Genomic DNA, 18,180 nt, shown 5'->3' with positions numbered 1-18,180 from the left:
CAGCCCGTGATTCCGGGGCCGGTATCGGCCCGACCGCTTGCTTGTGCGGACCTGTGAGCACGGAGCGTGGCCGAATCGCCGTGACCCGATACAGGAGTGACGCAAGCATTCCCGCAAGGAGCGATCCCGGGAGCGGCCGGGGCGGACCAAGCCGGGATGCCCGACACAAGGGTCAGCAGTTCTGCCGTCGGATCCACCGGGCCGGGTGCCGCAACTCCGCAAGCGTGGGCAGCATCTCGTGCCGCACCCACATGCGATTGAAGACCTCTGTGCCGACAGCGGCCAGGACTGTATCGACGAACGAGGTGGCGCGGCGCTTCCACGCCCGCGCGCCGCCCACGTCTCCGGCGAGGGAGGCGCGGACCACGTCGATGTGCCACTGGTGACGGCGCCGGACGGGCTGGCTGAGGACAACCGGACTCACCTGCAGGCTTGTCCACTGGGCGTGGCCCTCCCCGAGATGGAACGCCGGATCCTGTTCCCGCAGGGCGACAAGGCGGCCCTTGCCCGGGATGACGCTTCCGCCGCACGCGGCGACCTGGGCCTGCTTGGTCAGGATCTCGATCATCAGCGCACACAACCGGGTGCGATCGCAGGACAGCCTCTGCCATGCGAGCGTCGCCGGCACCATCAGTGTCTCCGGCAGGCCGTCCCGGTCTGGATTCGCGATTGTGAGCGACGTGGTCGTCGCCCACTGCATGCGCACGGTCCATTCCGTCCCCTGAACGAACACGTTCTCCCAGTCGCGTTCCCGGGCGGAGACGCCAGGACGAGGGGTGCCGTGTTCGAAGCGGTGCCGGACGAATGCCCCGAACTCCCGGGCTGCGGTGCCGATATCGACGAGACGCACGCTGACATCGGGCAGAACCAGTCCCGTGGCCTTCTCCACATACGGCGCCGCCGTGTGGAGAAGATCGGCCATCTGGTCGGCTAAGTCCTCGCAGTGATCGGTCTCGCCGGTAACGCGGATGGTGCTCATCTGAAGATCCCTGGTCGGTGTGGATGGTGTGCGGGCGCATGATGGTGGTCGCTGTCTTCGTGACGGATGCGGCGTGCTGACGGCAGGACCACAGCCGGATGGAGCAGTGGTCAGGTGTGTGGGCTGCCGATCGGGTGGGCGACGGCAGTGACCTGGCCGAGTACGGCGGCGTCCGTGACCGTCCTGGCTCCGCCGGATGGCACGGGCAGTTGCCTCACGGTCAGCAGGGCCCCGGCCTCAAGGGCACGGGCGACGGCGGGATCGAGCATGACCTTGAGGACAACGGCGCCGTCCGACTTCTCACTCCCGCCGTCCAGGAGGGGGCACCCGATGTAGGCCAGCGCCGGAACGCTCTGCGCCGCCGACGCATCGGCAACGATCTGAAAGGACCGGGGACTGCGCGGATGGCGAGTGATCAGTCCCTTCCTCTCCAACGTCTTGAGCTGACGCGCCACAGATGACGTGCTGGTCAGGCCGACAGCAGCGCCGATCTCCCGACATGACGGAGGGAAACCCCGCTGCCGGACCGTCTCGCGTATGTGGTTGAGGATCCGGAACTGCCGGTCTGTCACGCCCTCGGGCGGGTAACCGGGGTTTCCTGTGCTCGGGCTTCTGCCCTCGCTCGGATCCTGGAGATCATCAGTCATCACGGGTTTCCTGGATAGTTCAATTAGAAGGTGCGTTTGATTCGTGAGCTGGTTGCGCTGCTCCGCTGACGGACGGCGGCGGAGCGATCGTCCGGCGTCTGCTGCAAGACGGTTTGGGCTGATTGGCTACAGCAGGCTCGGGAGGCACGCATCGACTCCGGCGCGGTCTGCCGCTCCGCCGCGCTGACGGATGAGGTGAGGCGGTGAAGCGGCAGGTCCCGACGCGGTGCGGAGGGACCGGGGCGGCGCCGCGCCCGTACCGCCCCGCTGGATCGCTGGTCGAGAGGGTTCGCGGAGCTGCTTCCCGTTGTGCCCTAGGCGGTCTGGTCGTTGCTGCCGCGGGGCAGCCCCAGAAGCAGCTCGACAACCTGTCCGGTCTCAGCGGCCTTGATGCATTGCTGGATACGACGCAGGGAGTGGTCGACGGCGTAGTTACTCACCTCGGCGCGCTCCACCCAGCGCACCTCGCTGAAGCCGCCGGTTTCGGTGACGGCTGGCTCGGCGTCGTCAGGGAGAAAGACCTCGTAGACGTAGTTGGTTCCTTCACGGTGGTGTCCCGGCTGCTCGGGGACGTGGTCCAGGGCCAGGATGCGCCCGGCGCTGGCACGCAGGCCCAGCCGCTCGTCGAGGTGACGGCTCAGGGCGCGCCAGGGAAGCTCGTTCGCGGCTGCCGAGCCACCGGGGAGCCCCCACTGGGAGACGGCCACGGCGTACGGGCGGCTTACCATGAGTAGATGCGGGCCCCTCGTGATGAGGGCGTGGACGCCCGTTCGGCGGGGCGGCGGGTTCTTGAACGGGTCCTGTTCCTCGGGCATGACAGGCTCCTTCGCTTCGATGGTGATGGTTGTGCGGGTTCCTGTGCACAGGCGTCGGCCGCCCCACGCGAGCGGCTGCCGGCCTACCCGCCCGCTCTGGGGCTGCAATGGATTCGACGCGGCTGCCTCGCTCCGTTTGAGGCCGTGCCTTGAGCGAGCCGATCGGCGCAGAGGTGGGCGTTTCGGTATTAGCCGCGACCCGGTGGCTTGCGGAGTACGGCTCGCACGCCAAACCGGGAGAATGTCCCGGGCCAGGTCTGCGCTGATGGTGTTGTTACGCAGCTTCCCTCTCTGGTGTCTCAGCCAGTCCCCGAGTTTCAGCCCCTCATCTGTGACGTGGCCGTAGGGCACCTCGGTGTGCCCCTCGGCGGCGCGCAAGCGGTCGGGCGTCAGGTGGCTGGGGTGGTGCGCGGGAAGAGCGAAGTCTTGGCGGCGAGCCGTTCGGACCACTGGACGGGAGCGGCGCCGAGCTCGGTTTCGGCCAGTCGTTGGCGCTGTACTTCACCGGTTCCGGCGGGCGAGTAGGTGTGCTGGATGTCTCGCCAGAGCCGCTGGAGGGAGTAGTCCGTGCGCAGGGCGTGAGCGCCATGCAGTTCCATGGCGTCCTGGCCGGACTGAACGGCCCACTTGTGGTTGAGGTACTTGGAGTTGATGAGCCGGTCGTCGCAGGTGCGGCCAGAGTCGAGCATGCGTACGGCGAGGTAGGCGAGTTCGCGGCTGGCCATCAGCCGGGACTTCATGTCGCCGATCCGGTCGCGCAGGACGGGAAGGTCGGCGAGGGTGCTGTTGTAGCGGCGTCGTCCCTCAAGGAAGCCGGTCGCGCATTCCACGATCGCTTCGTGGATACCGAGGGACACTGCGGCGAGGTTGGGCCGGCCGTAGAGGATGCTGCTGCTGTAGGCGATGTCCTTGCCGTCGCCCACGTCGCCGATCACGTTGGCCTCGGGTATTCGTACGCCGTCGAAGGTGAGTTTGCCGAAGCTGAAGCCGTGCAGGCCGAGGGCGGGTTGGTGCGGTTCGACGGTCAGTCCGTCGCGGTCGTGTTCGACGAGGAAGGCGGTCAGGGCTCGGGAGCCGGCCTTCTCGGCGGAGTCGGTGCGGGCCACGACGCAGTGGATGTGGGCGATGTGGCTGTTGCCGATGTGGACCTTGCTTCCGTCGATGATCCAGTCGCTGCCTTCGCGGCGGGCGGTGGTCTCCATTCCGAGGACGTGGCTGCCGGTCTCCTCCTCGGTCACCGCGATCGACAGCAGCGTGTCCCCGGAGGAGACCTGGGGCAGCAGCAAGGCTTTCTGTTCGTCGCTGCCGAAGTGGATGATCATCGATACGGGCAGCTGGCTCGCCTGAAGGATGGCGCCGGCTGCGCCCGAGGCCCGCGCCATCCTTTGGATCATGAGGGTCTTGGCGAGGTGTCCGGCATGCATGCCGCCGTACTGGCGGGGGATCGTGGCACCGAACCAGCCCTGCTCGGCCATGAGCAGGGCCAGGTCGCGTTCCACGGCGTGGGGGAAGGACTCCATACGCTGGACTCGGGGAGCGACTTCCGCGGTGGCGAAATCGTCGAAGTGCTGGACCAGGGCTTCGTAGTCGGGCGTGAGATCCGGAGTCGTGGACGACATCGTGGGCATCGCTGTCTCCCCCTCGGGGTGGTGCTCGCGGGTGGTGCGGCCGGTCGCGCGGGTGCTGCTAGGCGCTGGTGCGCCGGTAGAACTCGGTCATGAACTGGTCGCGGTAGTGATCGATGAGGGCCCACAACGGGCGGCCTTCCGAGCGTTCTCGCGGCTCGGTGCCGACCACGCAGACCGTGCCCCAGACGTGGTTCGTGCGCTTGTCGATCAGGGGGGCTCCTCCGTAGAAGCGGACCCCGATCTCGTCGACGACCGGGTTGCCTGCGAACTCGTCGAAGTCGAGGACGTCGGTCAGCAGGAGTGAGCCCCGGCGCTGGACGACGTGCGGGCAGAAGCCGTGGGTCAGCGGCATGGTGCGGCCCACCACGGGCAGTTCGCCTCCGCTGGGGTTGGCGACACCGAGGAAGAACTGCTCGTTGCCGACCCAGTTGAGCATCGCGTACGGAGTGCCGGCCGCGTTGGCGACCTGCTGGGCGAAAGCGTCGAAGGCACCGACGGGAGGAGCTGTGGGGTCGAAGAATTCGGGCAGGTGGCTCTGCCAGTCGATGTCCTGGCCGGTGACGGACACCAAGTCGGACCGAGCGTGGGGGTTCACAACTGTGCTCCTTGAAGGAGATCGGCGGGGGCATGCGCGCGGGTGAGCGCGTGGTCGACGAGTCGGCCGAGTACGCCGGCCGCGTCCGCCCTCTTACGGGCATCGCACAGCACGACCGGAACTGTGGCCGGCAGAGCGAGAGCGGAGGAGACCTCGTCGGGGTCGTAGCGGCTGGCGTTGTCGAACTCGTTCACGGCGACCAGGAAGGGGAGTTTGAGACGCTCGAAGTAGTCGACTGCGGGAAAGCTTTCGTCGAGACGGCGGGTGTCGACGAGGACCACCGCGGCGAGGGCTCCTCGCGTGAGCTCGTCCCACATGAACCAGAACCGGGTCTGCCCTGGCGTGCCGAACAGCATCAGGATGGTGTTCAACTGCGGGAAGGTGATCCGGCCGAAATCCATGCCGACGGTGGTCGCCTTCTTGTCGAACAGCAGCGTGAGGTCGTCTACGCCCTCGGAGGCGGCGGTCATCACGGCCTCAGTGCGCAGCGGGGTGATCTCGGAGACGGCGCCCACAAACGTGGTTTTGCCGACCCCGAACCCGCCGGCGACGACGATCTTGACACAGGTGGGATTCCCGCCGAGCGGGCGCAAGAGTGCGAGGTCAGAGCTTGAGGAGTCCATCGCGAAGGGCCTTCAGGAGAGCAACGTCGGGAAGGTCAGCGGAGCCTGTGGCGGTCACGGCGCTCAGCGCACCGATGTCGATCAGCCGGGACATGAGAATCCTGGTGATCTGGAACGGCAGCCCGACCAGGGCGCCGATCTCGGCGACGGCCAGGGGCCGCTTGCGGCACAGCGCCATGGCCTGCTCAGCTTCTGGCGGCTGGCCGGAGGGCGGTTCTCCCTCGGCCCACAGCAGCGTCTCGATCTGCAAGTCGTGTGTGGGCTTGGTCTGGCCGCCGGTCAGGACATAAAGGCTGGGGGCCTCGGTGTCCTCGACGGTCCAGGCCGGGCCGCTTGCGGCCGCCATCTCACTGGCCGTCACCGGAAGGGTCCACGCCGACGCGTGCCTGTGTGGCCAGCAACTCGCCCATTCGCTTGATCAGGTTGACCATCGCGAAGCCGACGGCACCCTCGTCCGCCCGCGTGTTGGTCAGCACGCCCAGCACGCTTTCGACCTTGTCCGGGTCGCGTCCCGCGTTGCGCGCCACGACGGCCGGCGGGCTTCCGGCGCTCATGATGAACAGGATCCAGTTGTTCTTCCTGACGAGGACCTGTTGGACTCGGCCTGTGCCGTCGTCGACGCCGTTGGCGATCGAGTACAGGCCGTTGATCACTGCGGCCAGGCGGTCGGCCAGGGTGCCGTCCATTCCCGGTCCTGCATGAGCCAGCCTCAGACCGTCCTGCGAGGCGAGCAGGACTCCGGTCACATCCGGCACCTTGGCAAGGTCGGTGAGCAGTTCGTCCACAACCTCTTCCGGCGGGACCGTCATCGAGTCGGGGGTCATCGAAATCTCCGTATCTCCGTACGCTGTACGGCTGGTGCCCGGGCGCGAAGGCGGGCACGAAGGACGTGGTGGGGAGGCGGATGCCGGCGGCTATCCCGCGCTTCCCCCGGACGGCTGCGCCACGCCGTCTGCCTCGGCCTGCTCCGCACGGTGCACGCCCTGGGCGAAGTTGCTGGCGAAGGCCGGATCCGGCGGCGCCATTGAGGCGGGTGCGGCCTCTGGTGCGGCAGGCGCCGCAGGTTCGTGAACCGTCGCATGCGGGGTCCGCTGCGGCAGCCTGGGACGCGTGTCGTGTCCTGGGCCCGGCGGTGGCGTTGCACTGATCGTTGCCGAAGCGGCGACGTGCTGCGCTGGGCCAGGCTGTGCGGCACGGTAGGGCAGCGCCGCCATCCCTGCCGGGGCCGGCGCGGGGGGACTGGGCCGTGGACCGCCTGTCGGCCGGGGGCCAGGGCGCCCCGCAGAGCCCGCCTCCGGGCCCGGTGCGGCAGCCGTGTATGCGGCAGGCTGAGCTGGTGAGAGGGCCGCCAGCTCGTTCTGCCAGAGCAGGAGCTTGTCCGGCACGACAACCAGCGCCGTGGTGCCGTGCACGAGATTCTTCTGCAGTTGCACGTGGATGCCGTATCGCCGGGCGAGCTTGGCCACCACGAGCAGGCCGGTCTGGCGCTGAGCCAGCTGCTCGGCCAAGTCCCTGTCCTGCGGGTTGGCCAGCATCCGGTTGTAGCGGTCGAGTTCGCCCTGAGCCATGCCTATGCCCCGGTCCTCGACCTCCACGGCGAGGCCCGCGGTGACCCTCGTCGCGCGAACGATGACCTTGCTGTCCGGTGGCGAGCAGAGCGTGGCGTTCTCCTCCAGCTCGGCCAGCAGGTGGATGAGGTCCGGCCCCGCGAAGCCCGGTATCTGCACGTCCAGGGAGGACGTATGCATGCGGACTCGGGCGTACTTCTCGATCTCTCCCGATGCGCCACGCAGCAGATCCACCAGCCCGATCGGCTGGTTGAGCTGGCGGGCCTTCACTCCGCCCAGGACCGCGAGGCGCCCGGCCGACCGCCGCATGCGCTTGAGGAGATTGTTGACATCGAACACCCGGTACAGCACGTCCGGGTCCTGGACCTGCTTGGTCAGCTCCGTCACGGTGCCGAGCGCCCGTACGAGCAGCAGAGTCAAGCCCCCGGCGAGATAGACGAGCGCCTGTGTCAGTTCGGTCTGGCGCCCGTTCACCACCGCCCGCCACGTCTCCGCATGCAGCTGGAACAGAGCGGTCTCGGTTTCGTTCCACGGGTTGCCGTCGGAGATCGCCTGTGCTGCGCTGAAGTCAGGTGGGGAAGGCCGCTCGCCCCGGTCGAGCTGCTCCAGAGCATCGCTGATGTTCTTGCGTCCTTCGTCGACACCGGACTGGAAGTGGCGTAGCCAGCCGTGCACGGACTCGCTGTACTCGCTGCGCTGCCGGTGCAGCTCAGTCGCCGTGCGGACGGCCAGCCAGTCCGCGAAGGCCAGCACGGCCAGGCCGGCAGCTGTTGCCACCGCCCCGATGATCCAGCCGTCCATGTGGACGCGTGCCGTCGTGCCGACGGCGGCAGCCATGCACAAGATCGCCGTGACCATCAGGGTGGGCACGAGCACCAGAAGCCGCAGCCGCAGCCGCAGTCCCTTCTCGGTGCGTAGTGGATCAGCGCCGCGGGCGCGCCGCCGCTGGCCACGTCGGTGACCGATGGGTCGCGGGCATGACAGATCAGACATTGGTGACCTCGCGGAACGTGGTCCTGACAGGGGGGAGGGCGTGGCTGGCAGGGAACGGGCGGGCAGCGCACCCGCACCGAGCGCCGGAGCCGCAGTGAGCGGGCCGGTGCTTGGGTGGGAGTGGCCGCCGGGGCACGCGCGCCAGACCGCAGCCGACGGGGGAGGCGGCGTACGGTCCGGGCCCACGAGGGTGCCCCGGCGGCCGGTCTATACGCGGATCTCGCTGATCATCTCGACCGCACTCTGCACGGCGCGGCTGATGGACGGAGCGAGCGAGCTGTCGTGGAGATAGAAGCCGAGGAGTACGGCCGCTATCGCATGGCCGGCCTTGAGGCCGCCTTTGCGGATCAGCAGCCACACCATGATGGCCAGCACAACAGCCAGGGAGACAGCGATGCTCACGGAATTGGGTTTCTGGCGAGTGCGTGCGTCCTGGGGGCCCCGTGCTGCCAATCGCGCTGGCGGCAATGGCCGACGGGGCCGCGGGATTTGAGACGTGGGCGCGTCGGACGGATGGCACTCCTGCGCAGCTCGCAACCGCATTGGTCCGGGCGCGGCCGAGATGGGCCGTCATACCGGCTAAGGCGGGAAACAGGGCGGGCACGATGTCCTCCGGGGGCGCAGACTTGTCGTCTCGCGTCATGTCCGCGACGCCCGGGTGGCCGTTTCCGGCCTTCATTGATTTTACAGGTAAACCAGGGAAGTAATCGACGGTCTCAGGTCAGAAACCTGTGAAATATGGATGGAGCACACGGGAGTTGACAGGCAGAACGGGAAATACCAGAACCGTGCACGCTCGGTGCAGGTGGTCAACCGGGCTGAAATCCTCTCCTTTGCTGTGATGGCATCGTCGGCTCAACTCCTGTGCGGCCAGTCGACGACGAGGCGGCTGCAGGGCTTGTCCATGACGAAACGTGACTCGGAGGCTGTGAGTCGGTCGCGGGCGCTACCGACGGCCATGCGGAAGCTGGGTTCGGGAGCGTTGTTGCCCCAGTTTTTGTCCCACTCTCCGATTTCGGCGGCGACTTGGCCGGCGAGTTCGGCGGCGCGCGGGCCGTGGCCGATGACGCCGATCTGCCAGAAATGGCCGTGCTCGTCATCGTCTTCCTGTTTCGTGAGGTAGGCCAAGGTGTCACCGTCGAGTGCGGTCATCGAGCCCCAGCCGAAGTTCGGGACGAGGCCGGAGCGGGACCCCGGCATCCGGGACAGGCCGTTAGGCAACACGTATGCCAGGTACAGGTAGAGCCATTGGTAGGGGTCGCCCTTGCGGAACTTCACGCTGGTGTAGATCTCGGCCGGGGGCTGGTCCAGGACGGTGCGGATCGCCTCGCGGTCGACGATCTGCTCGCTGTAGGTCTCCAGGCGCACGTCTCCCTCGCCCGCCATGTCGACCATGGTGCGGACGTCGTCGCAGATGCCCTTGCGCAGGGGGACGAACGTCATCATCTCCGTTGAGACCGTCCTCCAGGTCTGGCCGTCGCGTTCGAACGCGAAACTTCGGGAGATGCTGCCGCGAATCCGCATCGGGATGACCAGGCGTCCACCGGGGGCGACCTGGTCGAGAATCCGCACCGGGATGTCGCCGGCGCCGACCGTGAACTGGATGCGATCGAAGGGCGCGTGCTCGGGCAGACCCGCGGCGCCGTCGCCCAGCACGACGGCCACGTTGGCGGCCCCGGCCTGCGCGAGGTTCTTCCGTGCACCGTCGACGAGGTCCTGGTCGACATCCACGGTCCACACATGGCCGTCCGAAGCGACGAGTTTGGACAGCAGCTGGGCGTTGTAGCCGGTGCCGGCCCCGGCTTCGAGGATCTTGTGCCCGGGCTGGGCGCCCAGTTGTTCGAGCTGGGTGGCGACGACGGAGGGGGCCGAGATACAAGAAAGCATCGTGCCCGTCGCGTCGTGCTTGATCGCCACGGCGTCGTCGACGGAGGCACTTTGAAGGTCGACACCGGGGAGGAACCGGTGGCGCTCGGTGTCCCGGAACGCGGCGATGACCTCTGGGGTGCGCAGGTGGCCGGTGTCAACGAGGCGGCTCACGAGATCGTCGCGCCATGCGGCGGGATCAGTGACGGGCGGCACGGAGGTCTCCATTCGCGTGAGGTAGGGGCTATCGGGATGAAATGGCGGGGAGGCGCAGCGATGCTTTCCTTGTCCCTGCAGGAGACTTGGCAGGGCGGGCGGTGCCACAGCCTCCTTTTTGCTGAAGGGTTCCGGCGTGGTCGCTGGCCGGCATTGCGTGTTGGGCGAGGGCGGCAGGCACCCCATGCCCCCAAGCGCCGGCGGTCCCTGCATCAACTGACGTGTGGCCGTCTCGCATCCGGCGATACCCCTCCTTCCTCGGTGAGGCACTGAACGAGGCTTTCGCCAGCCGTGCTGACAGCCCGCATCATCGTGGACAGCACCGATGCTTGCAGGGTGCCCCGGCCGAGGCCGCCGTCGTAGACGATGGCTTCCAGTTCCCGGCATGACCGTTCGCTGGCCGGTAGGACCGGGTTCCGGAGGATTGCGTGCGCGGCGTACGCGTCGCACGCCTGAGTGGTGTCGCTGACGATCGCGTCGTACAGGGGGCGTACGAGGGCTTCGCAGCCTTCCGGAACCAGGTCGATCACAGCCAGGACCAGCCTCACCCGGAACATTCGCAGGTGCGGCGGGGCCGGCTCCAGCGCATCGCGCACGGCGAGTGCCGCGGCGGCGAACCCTTTTGCTGTGGCGCGGCCCGCAAGGCGGTCGGCGTAGTGGCGGAGGATCTGCGCGACGGCTTCCTCCCACGGCTCGGTGATCGTGGCCTTGCCGATAAGGGCGTTGGCCGTGTCCAGAGCGTCCGCGAGCAGACTCGCCACGACGCGTGCTTGCCTGCTGCCGTACAGTCGCTCGGGTTCCTGGTCGTAGGCGGTCGCGTGCTCTGCTGCCTCTTGCCATTGGTCTGTGGCGACCAGGAGCCGGGTTCCGTCGTCGAGCAAGAGGTCGTTGAGCCAAGGCTGGATGCGCTCCAGGGTGGCCTTGGTGGTGATGCTCGTGAGGTCGATGGCCTGTCCGTGGACGGTCACGGTGCCGCCGTCGTGTGCGGCGCGGTGCACGCTCATGAGCTGCTGATAGGCGGCCTGCGGGTTTCCAGTTCGGGCGGTCAGCCGTACGAGGTTGACGATGGGCTGGAGGCTGGCGATGGCAGTGTCCCCGGAGACGGGCCATGCCGTCTGGAAGAGACGAAGCTGACGCAGACAGAGGTCGGTCGCCAGCTCGGTCAACCCGCAGTCGGAGGCGATCAGCGCGGACAGGTTCCAAGTGGCGCACGCACGGTTGATCCGGTCGCGGAGCGGCCCGTCCTGCACCGATTTCTCCCCGCAGGAGCGGACTTCGTCGATCCTGGCGGCGAAACTGGGGTAGACGAGGTGGGGCCGGCTGACCAGAGGGAATCGCCTGGAGAGCCGACGGAGCCCTGCCTGTGGGTGCTGGAGCGGTGCGATCACGGCATCGGCCTCTCCGCGGCGTCAACCGGACGCAGGATCGCGGTATGTGCCGCGTGAGCGAGAACGCTCTGGGTACGGGCGGGCAGGCCGATCCGGTTCCAGTGGAAGATCACGTGGTAGGAGATGACCTCGCGCAGGCCCCGGTCGAGGGCCCCGCCCCGGGCGGCTGTGCCGAGGTCTCTTCCGGCCTGACGAAACGCGCTCACCCAGTCCGCGGCGGACTTGAGGGTGCGGTCCGACTGGAGCATGGGGCCAGAAGGGCTGGTATCGGCGATGAGCAACTGTCGGATGCTGTCGGCCATTGCATGGACTTTGGCCGTCGGCACGTCTGAGGGCAGAGGCCGTTCCCGGGCGACGCGATGCCAGACGTCTCCTTGCTCGTACCACTCCAGTCCAGCCGTGCGCATCAGGGTGGCGCACAGCAGCAGTGACAACTCCCGGCGGCCCAACTCGCCATGGTCTGTAGTGAGAATGGCGTGGCTGTCAGCGTGGAACAGCGTGTGGGCGATGCTCATGCTGCTCTCGCCGCCGAACGCTGCGGTTTCGGGCTCGTAGATGCCAGGCCACCAGCGGTGGACTCGCCCGGCTGCCGTGAGTTCGTCGAGCATGTCGGCCAAAGCCTGGGGGAGCTGCGTCCCGATGGCAGGAAGCAGCCGCATCCGCCAGCAGGGGTGCTTTCGGATGAACCACCACCCGGTGATCAGACCATCCTGTTGGGCCAGGCCCAGGACGGGGGCGATGCGGTCGGCGGCGGTCTGCTCGGCCTCGTCCCAGGCGGTGAATTGGATGTACAGCTGACGCCATGCCGGGGATCCCGCCTGCTGGGCGAGGGCCTGTTGCCCGGCCTGCTGGTAGACGGCGACGGCGGCGTGCAGGTCAGCGGGCTCAAGTCCGGCGCGGGCTGCAGCGGTGTCCGTGGTGGTGCCGGCCAGGACGGCCAGCACGGCGTGCAGGGTCGCTTCCAGACGGACGGGCTGGATCAGTCGATCAGTAGGCATGCGTCCCATCCCGAGGTCGGCGCGGCGTCGTGGGCTGCGGTGGTCAGGGCGAGGGCGCTGCCCGCGTCGCCTTGCAGGAGGCCCGGGGCACGGCACGGGTGGGCGTGCTGGGTTAGGGCGGCGACCAAGTCGGGCAGGCTGGCGCGCAGGGCTGGGGTGGCGGCGTCGTGGGCTGCGCGGAAGGTGGTTTGGTAGACGCCCGACCAGCCGTGGCAGAGGCTGGCGTCTGTGATCTTGGATAGCTGATCGGGATCGGTCAGACAGCGGACCATGGCGTCCTCGTACAGGTGCTGGCGAGCCGGGTCGCTGCGGGTGAGAGCGGCGAGCTGTCCGGCGCGGGCGATGCCGGGGGTGCCGTAGCACCAGCTGGGCCGTGCCGGGCCGCGTTGGGTGGGACGGCCGGTACGGAGTTCACCGAGGCGGAGGTGTTCAGGCCACCAGGGGCCGGCGGGGCCGTCCTGCCGCCACGTATCGAGCCAGTCAAGGATGGTGTCGATGGCGTCCTCCTGTCCGTCGACCCTCACGTCTTGGCGCAGGGCGCGGGCAAGGAGCAGCAGCGGGCCGGTGATGCCGTGGGCGGCGCCGAAGTTGGCGTGGCCGGCGGGGACGGTGGACGGGGTGAGGTCGGGTTGATGATCGACCCACCAGCCGGGCAGCACGCCCTGGTCGCCGTGCCGGATGGGTCGGGTGAGTCGTACAAGGTAGGCCAGGACGCGTGCCATCGCTGTGCCGGACGGGGACCGGCGCAGCAGGTACGCGCCGATGCCGGTGAGCCCGTAGAAGATGTCGTACTCGTGGAAGGTGGCTGGACGCCCGTGGCGCATACGTGTCTGGGCCGCATCGCATCTACGGTGGGCGAGTTGGGTCACGTGGTGATCGAGAGTTGTCAGCGCGCCCTGGTACCGGGGTGCCTCCGAGGTGACGGCGCAGTCGAGCATGAATGCTGCGGCGGGCGCCCCCAGGTACAGGCCGCTGGTGTCGGCGGCGGTGACGGGGGTGGCGACGGCGGTCTTGATCCAGGGGTGTGCCTGCTGCCAGGTGCCGTCTCCGGTACGGGCGCGCTCGATGTGGAGCAGCGCGGTTCCCGCGGCGCCGACGGCCAGATCCTGCGCCGCCCAGGGCTGGTCTTCGGGTGGTGGGACGGGGGTGGTCAGGTGGCGGGCGAAGGTGTGCGCCAGCAAGGCCGGGCTGGTTGCGGTGGTCATGGCTGCCGCTCCCGGTGTCGCAGGGCGCAGGCCCGGGCGAGCCGACCGGTGACGCGTTCGTGATCAGGGTCGACTGGCAGCGCCCGGATGCAGTGCTGGTGGAGCAGCGACCGCAGCACGTTGTCGGAGTTGTGCCCGGGGGCCAGCTGCTGCCGGTAGGCGGCCAGGGCGGCAGCGCGCTGCCGCCATGAGGCAATGACATCGGGGCCGCCCGGCAGGGCTTGGAGAGCGGTGTGATCGGGATCAGCCAGAGCCTGGGCCAGGGTGATTCGATCCCTGGGTATGGGGCCGTGTTCTTGAGGGAGAGCGCGGGTCAACCAGTTCGATGCCTGGTCTGCGTTGCCGGTGAACCGCACCGTCAGGTCGAACATGCTCGCAGCGGTCAGGGCCTGTCCGGCGGCGAGGTCATCTGCGGCGGCACGGATCTGCGCCACGCCGGCGGCTGAGTCAGCGGCGAACACCAGGTGCGCGGCGTCCAGAGCGGGGCCGTGCCCGTGCGGGCCGGTCTGCGGCGGATGGGGGGCCAACTCCAGTCGGGACACGAGGTGGTGGCTGTTGAGCGCGTCTGCCCAGTCGGTGACTAGCTGGGCGGCTGGACCGAACGCGGCCGGCTCGGGGAGGCGCAGGTACAGATCCAGGTGCTGGTCGGAGTCGGGGCGGGTTGTGTCGCGATGGCGACTGAACCACCAGAGCGGCATGGTGGCGAACCGGCGGAGCAGAGTGGGCAGGTGGCCCGTCAGGATCTCGTCGTACCGCTGGGGGTGCGCGAACAGCCGGGCATACAGGACTGTGGACTGGCTGGGCTTCCCGGGGGCGGCGGCAGCGGCATCAGGCAGGCTTGGTGGGCCGGCGGGGGTGGAGTTCGCCAGGGGGATCAAGAGCTGGTGGGGGCGGCCGATCCATGCCCAGTCTTGCGCAGTTGTGCTTTCGCGTAGTTCGACAACGCGGTTGCGGTTCACGCCAGCGCGTAGCAGCGCCCGGTGGATGCGCTGGTCGAGGTCGAGGGGCAGCTGTTGGCCGTCCTCGACCAGAGCAAGGTGATCGGGAACGCAGAGCCGCTCGCGCCACCGGGCCAGTGCCTTGTCCCAGTCGGCCATGGGGGCGGAGCGGCCGGGCAGTTCCTCGGCGGACAGCAGCCAACGGGCAGGCGCCAGGATCGTCCGCTTGTACCGCACGCGTGGCAGGTAGGAAAGGGTGGCGGCGACGCCGAAGGTGAACGCTCTGTAGGCGGCACTGCGGGCGGTGGTGATCTCCGCCAGGAACCGGGCGAGCGGCGGCGTGTGGACGGACGCTTCCAGCGCATGGGTGACGCGAGGCTCGACGTGCTGCCCCGTCGACCTGCGCACCAGATAGAACCGGCGAGTATCCGCAGTCACCGCCAGGTCGTCGAGCGGGATCACGTGGGGGCCGGACTCGTGGTGCTGGCCGAGAGGGATGGTGAAGGGCAGGACCTGCACGGTGCGGGCGATGTTCTCGTTGCGGCGCCGCCGAGGGGTGAACGACAGCTGCGCCGCGACGGCGCCGGGGCCGGCGGTCGCGTAGGAGTCGGTGAGCGCGGTCTGTGCGGAGGGCGGGAGCAGGTGTGCGAACCGGCCGAGCATGCTGCTGCCGGGCCGGGGGGCGCCGGTGACCAGCAGCCGATAGTCGCCGCACTGCACGGCATCAGGGGTGGGGGCGTGGATCTCCACGGCGATCTCAGCCCGGGGCAGGGGCAGCAGCGGTTCGGAGTGGTCGGCGGTCAGGTCGGCGATCGTCGCCGGGGTGAGGACCAGCTCACGCCTCCCGTCGAGCATCGCCTCCTGGAGCAGGCGCAGGATCTTCTCGTCCCGGTCGGTCACCTGATATGGCGGGCGGGCGCGCTCGGAGCCCAGGAAACCCGCGGGCAGGCCGAGGCCGCTGTCCGCGACCAAATCCAGTACGGGCACCAGGGCCTCGTTGCCGTACCGGTCGAGGAACCGCTGGTGGTAGTCGCGCCATTGCGGATACCCGTACGGATGGGGTGACAGCTGGTGCATGACCTGGGCGGCTTCGGCGGCTTCGGCCAGGAGGGCTTCGGGGATGTGGGCGGTGCAGTCCAGTGCGGCGTCCACGAGGAGGGGGACGCGGCCGGTGGAACTCACGCGCTGCATGCTCTGCGTCAGCCGGTCGCTGGGCGTCCAGGGGGCGGCTGTGCCGGGCTGGTTCATGTTAGCCCGGATTGAGGCGAGTTGGGAGGTCAATTCGGCGAGGCCGGGGATGCTGGAGGCATCGGCTTTCTCCAGCTCGTCGCATATGTGTGCGAGGGTGTCGACCGAGGTCATCGGGGGCCACAGGCTGCTGATCAGGATGTTCTTGCTCAACAGGTCGGAGATCAAGCCGGTGAGCTGTTCTGGGCGCGCCGTAGGGAACTGGCGGGCCAATTGATGCACGAGCCTGTCGTACGGAATGGGGGCGCCGGCCGCCTCCAGTACGGCGGCCACGGGCCGGGTCAGGCGGACTGACAGCTCGATCGGGGCGTAGCCGGAGGTGCGCGTGTCGGCCGGCATGCCCTCCACCACATGCCGGCCGCCACGGGAGCGGCCGGTGTTGTTGGCCGCGATCGTCAGCTTGGCCAACAGAGCGGGGTGGCTCTCCAGGCGGGTAATGACGTCCGTCAGCCAGTCGGAATCGGGCCGCAGAACAGTCCGGTACCCGTCACCCCACAGAACGTGGGCGGCTTGAGCGGGCTCAGCGGGGGCGACGCCGGCGAATACCCCGAACGGGGTGGGCCGGTGGTTCCACCGCAGGAGGTACGCGGCAACAGACCGGACGGCCCGCCTGATGCGGCGGCCGTCGGTGACGGTGCCGTTCAGGATCTCGGCGATGCGCTGACACAGGACGGGGCTGGCTGCGGACAGTGCCGTCGGCACTGGAGCGCGCCATACCTCCTCTAGCCACTGCCGACCGCGGATCGTGGCGTCGTCGCCGTGCAGGTCAAAGTCCGGTACAGGGATCGGCCGGGAAGCCGTAGAGGCGCGCAGCAGCATGCCGGGCTGCCACTGGTACGTGAGGGGTAGTGCGTGGGCCACCGGTGTCCCTTCCTGTTGTGGGGCGCGCGGACGGGTGGTGCCGGGGCGGCAGCGATGATCGGCTGCCACCCCGGCGGATGCCGCGTGTCAGGCGGCGTCCTCGATGGAGGACTGGCAGGCGCTGGCCCCGTTCTCGCAGGTGTTGCCGCAGCCGTCGCTGGTGGGGCACATGAAGACGGTGAGGGGGCTCTCGGCGATGACGACCTTGATGTCCAGCTCGAAGTCGTCGTCGGCGAGTCCGTCGACCGGCAGCAGGGTCGACGCGGTGACGTTGCTGAGTGTGGCAGTGGTCATGCGATCACTCTCTTTGTCCGATGGGATGGTGCAGAACACCCTGGCCGGGCGCCGCGGTTCAGACGGCCGGCCAGGAGATCGAAATCCGGCTGTGCTTCTTGTCGATGACCCGGTCGCCGGTGATCAGGTCATCGGGCGTGCCCGCCGGGTAGACGGCGATGCGCGGGCCGTCCGTGCCGCGGAGCTTTTCGCCCCAGGTGCGGAGGATGTCGGCGATTCGCTCAGCGAATTCGGCCGCGTCGGGCCCGAAGGCGTGGACGCCGTACTCCGCGGTCTTCTTCTCGGTGTCGCGGCGCACGACGGTGTAGGCGAAGTGCGGTCCGTCGATAGCGACCATGGACCAGCTGTTGCCGGTGGGGCCGATCTTGCCTGTGGCCAACTCGAGGTTGGTGGACATGAAGCAGTACGTCGGAACCTGCGTGGACAGGTACATCTGGAGGGTGCCGATGGGCTCCTGGCTGGCGACGGTCACCCCGGTCCACGTCTCGGCGCGGGCACTGTTCAGGACGCCGTCCAGCAGAGAGGGGTTGGCGGGCAGGCCCTCGTCGAAGCGCAGCGTGACGCCGTCCTCTCCGGGGAGCTGCATGATCTGCTGGGCGTGGGAGCCGGAGCCTTGCGCCGCTACGAACCCGCACACGTGGGCGCTGGTGGCGACGAGGTGGTCAGCCTGCCGGATGAACCCGTACGTACGGGTCAGGCCGTTGATGCGCAGCGGCACGACGAGCCGGCCGTCGTCCTTGAGCTGGTCGATCCAGGCGGGCGGGATGTCCCAGGCGCCGAGGGTTACCACGATCGCGTCGTAGGGCGCGAACTTGGCGACACCGATCTCCGCGTCGGCGACCACGACGTTGACGTTGGTGTAGCCGGCCTCGGTGAGGAACCGCTTGGCTCGGTCGGCGGGCGCCGGGTCGATGTCGACGGTGGTGACCTGCCCTGTGGGCCCGACCAGCTCCGCGAGGTACGCGGCGTTCGGCCCGTTGGTGCCGATCTCCAGCACGTTGTCGCCCGGACGGATGCCGGCTTGCTCCAGCTGCATTGCTTGGATCTGCGGTGCGGACACCGAGCTGGTGTGATTGCCGTGCTCGTCCTCCTGCGTGATCACGGCGTTGTACGTGCTGTATGCGTCGCTGAGCGGCGCCTCGGGCACGGCCAGGTGCCGGGGCACCTTGCGCATGGCGGCCTCGACCTCGGGCGACACGATCGTGCCGTCCTCCTTGAGTTGGTCGACGACCTTGTTGCGGAACTGGGTGGCCTCGTCGGGGTCCACGGTCACATCGGTCATAGAGGGTTCCTTACGGGGCTTCGTGCGCTTTCGCCT

17 protein-coding genes and 1 pseudogene are annotated in these 18,180 nt (G+C 68.6%); all 18 read right to left on the bottom strand.

Annotation, left to right across the window (positions count from 1 at the left end; genetic code table 11):
* Positions 1-172 precede the first annotated feature (172 nt).
* Positions 173-979: a zinc-dependent metalloprotease gene (locus tag KVT45_RS47140; RefSeq protein WP_217556953.1), complete on the bottom strand. Its 807-nt coding sequence runs from the start codon at positions 977-979 to the stop codon at positions 173-175.
* A 110-nt stretch (positions 980-1,089) separates the two neighbouring features.
* Positions 1,090-1,248 (bottom strand): hypothetical protein, encoded by a 159-nt coding sequence (locus tag KVT45_RS57070; protein ID WP_254648383.1) that lies wholly within the window; start codon positions 1,246-1,248, stop codon positions 1,090-1,092.
* 132 nt (positions 1,249-1,380) lie between these two features.
* Positions 1,381-1,626, bottom strand: a pseudogene (locus tag KVT45_RS58545) (MarR family transcriptional regulator); the annotation flags it as partial.
* 314 nt (positions 1,627-1,940) lie between these two features.
* Positions 1,941-2,441: an NUDIX domain-containing protein gene (locus tag KVT45_RS47130; protein WP_217556922.1), complete on the bottom strand. Its 501-nt coding sequence runs from the start codon at positions 2,439-2,441 to the stop codon at positions 1,941-1,943.
* A 389-nt stretch (positions 2,442-2,830) separates the two neighbouring features.
* Positions 2,831-4,069 (bottom strand): acyl-CoA dehydrogenase family protein, encoded by a 1,239-nt coding sequence (locus KVT45_RS47125; protein WP_217556907.1) that lies wholly within the window; start codon positions 4,067-4,069, stop codon positions 2,831-2,833.
* Between the two features lie 58 nt (positions 4,070-4,127).
* On the bottom strand, positions 4,128-4,664 hold the full coding sequence (locus KVT45_RS47120) for a GAF domain-containing protein (RefSeq protein ID WP_217556893.1): 537 nt from the start codon (positions 4,662-4,664) through the stop codon (positions 4,128-4,130).
* Entirely contained in the window at positions 4,661-5,287 is a 627-nt protein-coding gene (locus KVT45_RS47115) for an ATP/GTP-binding protein (RefSeq protein ID WP_217556876.1), read from the bottom strand. Before KVT45_RS47115 ends, KVT45_RS47120 begins: the two co-directional genes overlap by 4 nt.
* Positions 5,268-5,648: a DUF742 domain-containing protein gene (locus tag KVT45_RS47110; RefSeq protein WP_217556861.1), complete on the bottom strand. Its 381-nt coding sequence runs from the start codon at positions 5,646-5,648 to the stop codon at positions 5,268-5,270. The genes KVT45_RS47115 and KVT45_RS47110 overlap by 20 nt, the downstream gene beginning before the upstream one ends.
* On the bottom strand, positions 5,635-6,111 hold the full coding sequence (locus KVT45_RS47105; protein WP_217556833.1) for a roadblock/LC7 domain-containing protein: 477 nt from the start codon (positions 6,109-6,111) through the stop codon (positions 5,635-5,637). Before KVT45_RS47105 ends, KVT45_RS47110 begins: the two co-directional genes overlap by 14 nt.
* 90 nt (positions 6,112-6,201) lie before the next feature.
* Positions 6,202-7,848, bottom strand: coding sequence for an ATP-binding protein (locus tag KVT45_RS47100; protein ID WP_217556825.1), 1,647 nt, complete (start codon positions 7,846-7,848; stop codon positions 6,202-6,204).
* A gap of 207 nt (positions 7,849-8,055) precedes the next feature.
* Entirely contained in the window at positions 8,056-8,250 is a 195-nt protein-coding gene (locus tag KVT45_RS47095) for a hypothetical protein (protein WP_217556818.1), read from the bottom strand.
* 453 nt (positions 8,251-8,703) lie between these two features.
* Positions 8,704-10,038, bottom strand: coding sequence for a methyltransferase, FxLD system (fxlM, locus tag KVT45_RS47090; RefSeq protein WP_308311084.1), 1,335 nt, complete (start codon positions 10,036-10,038; stop codon positions 8,704-8,706).
* Between the two features lie 104 nt (positions 10,039-10,142).
* A complete protein-coding gene (locus tag KVT45_RS47085; protein WP_217556816.1) occupies positions 10,143-11,318 on the bottom strand; it encodes a hypothetical protein in 1,176 nt (391 codons plus the stop codon).
* Positions 11,315-12,262, bottom strand: a complete 948-nt coding sequence (locus tag KVT45_RS47080) for a thiopeptide-type bacteriocin biosynthesis protein (RefSeq protein ID WP_308311083.1) — start codon at positions 12,260-12,262, stop codon at positions 11,315-11,317. The genes KVT45_RS47085 and KVT45_RS47080 overlap by 4 nt, the downstream gene beginning before the upstream one ends.
* A 35-nt stretch (positions 12,263-12,297) precedes the next feature.
* A complete protein-coding gene (locus tag KVT45_RS47075; RefSeq protein ID WP_217556814.1) occupies positions 12,298-13,521 on the bottom strand; it encodes a lanthionine synthetase C family protein in 1,224 nt (407 codons plus the stop codon).
* Positions 13,518-16,568 (bottom strand): lantibiotic dehydratase, encoded by a 3,051-nt coding sequence (locus tag KVT45_RS47070; protein ID WP_217556807.1) that lies wholly within the window; start codon positions 16,566-16,568, stop codon positions 13,518-13,520. Before KVT45_RS47070 ends, KVT45_RS47075 begins: the two co-directional genes overlap by 4 nt.
* 87 nt (positions 16,569-16,655) lie before the next feature.
* Complete coding sequence (locus KVT45_RS47065) at positions 16,656-16,862, bottom strand: FxLD family lanthipeptide (protein ID WP_217556799.1); 207 nt, start codon at positions 16,860-16,862, stop codon at positions 16,656-16,658.
* 58 nt (positions 16,863-16,920) lie between these two features.
* A complete protein-coding gene (gene fxlM, locus KVT45_RS47060; RefSeq protein ID WP_217556789.1) occupies positions 16,921-18,144 on the bottom strand; it encodes a methyltransferase, FxLD system in 1,224 nt (407 codons plus the stop codon).
* Between the last annotated feature and the right edge of the window lie 36 nt (positions 18,145-18,180).

It is taken from the genome of Streptomyces sp. GbtcB6, from assembly GCF_019091475.1.
Classification (GTDB): Bacteria; Actinomycetota; Actinomycetes; order Streptomycetales; family Streptomycetaceae; genus Streptomyces; species Streptomyces hyaluromycini.
The sequence above is the reverse complement of the archived record's forward strand: the minus strand, read 5'-3'. Positions and strand labels throughout refer to the sequence as shown.

Coding starts and splice junctions, on each gene's coding strand:
- KVT45_RS47140 (WP_217556953.1), bottom strand. CDS start 979: ATGAGCACCATCCGCGTTACCGGCGAGACCGATCACTGCGAGGACTTA.
- KVT45_RS57070 (WP_254648383.1), bottom strand. CDS start 1,248: ATGCTCGATCCCGCCGTCGCCCGTGCCCTTGAGGCCGGGGCCCTGCTG.
- KVT45_RS47130 (WP_217556922.1), bottom strand. CDS start 2,441: ATGCCCGAGGAACAGGACCCGTTCAAGAACCCGCCGCCCCGCCGAACG.
- KVT45_RS47125 (WP_217556907.1), bottom strand. CDS start 4,069: ATGCCCACGATGTCGTCCACGACTCCGGATCTCACGCCCGACTACGAA.
- KVT45_RS47115 (WP_217556876.1), bottom strand. CDS start 5,287: ATGGACTCCTCAAGCTCTGACCTCGCACTCTTGCGCCCGCTCGGCGGG.
- KVT45_RS47105 (WP_217556833.1), bottom strand. CDS start 6,111: ATGACCCCCGACTCGATGACGGTCCCGCCGGAAGAGGTTGTGGACGAA.
- KVT45_RS47100 (WP_217556825.1), bottom strand. CDS start 7,848: ATGTCTGATCTGTCATGCCCGCGACCCATCGGTCACCGACGTGGCCAG.
- KVT45_RS47075 (WP_217556814.1), bottom strand. CDS start 13,521: ATGACCACCGCAACCAGCCCGGCCTTGCTGGCGCACACCTTCGCCCGC.
- KVT45_RS47065 (WP_217556799.1), bottom strand. CDS start 16,862: ATGACCACTGCCACACTCAGCAACGTCACCGCGTCGACCCTGCTGCCG.
- fxlM (WP_217556789.1), bottom strand. CDS start 18,144: ATGACCGATGTGACCGTGGACCCCGACGAGGCCACCCAGTTCCGCAAC.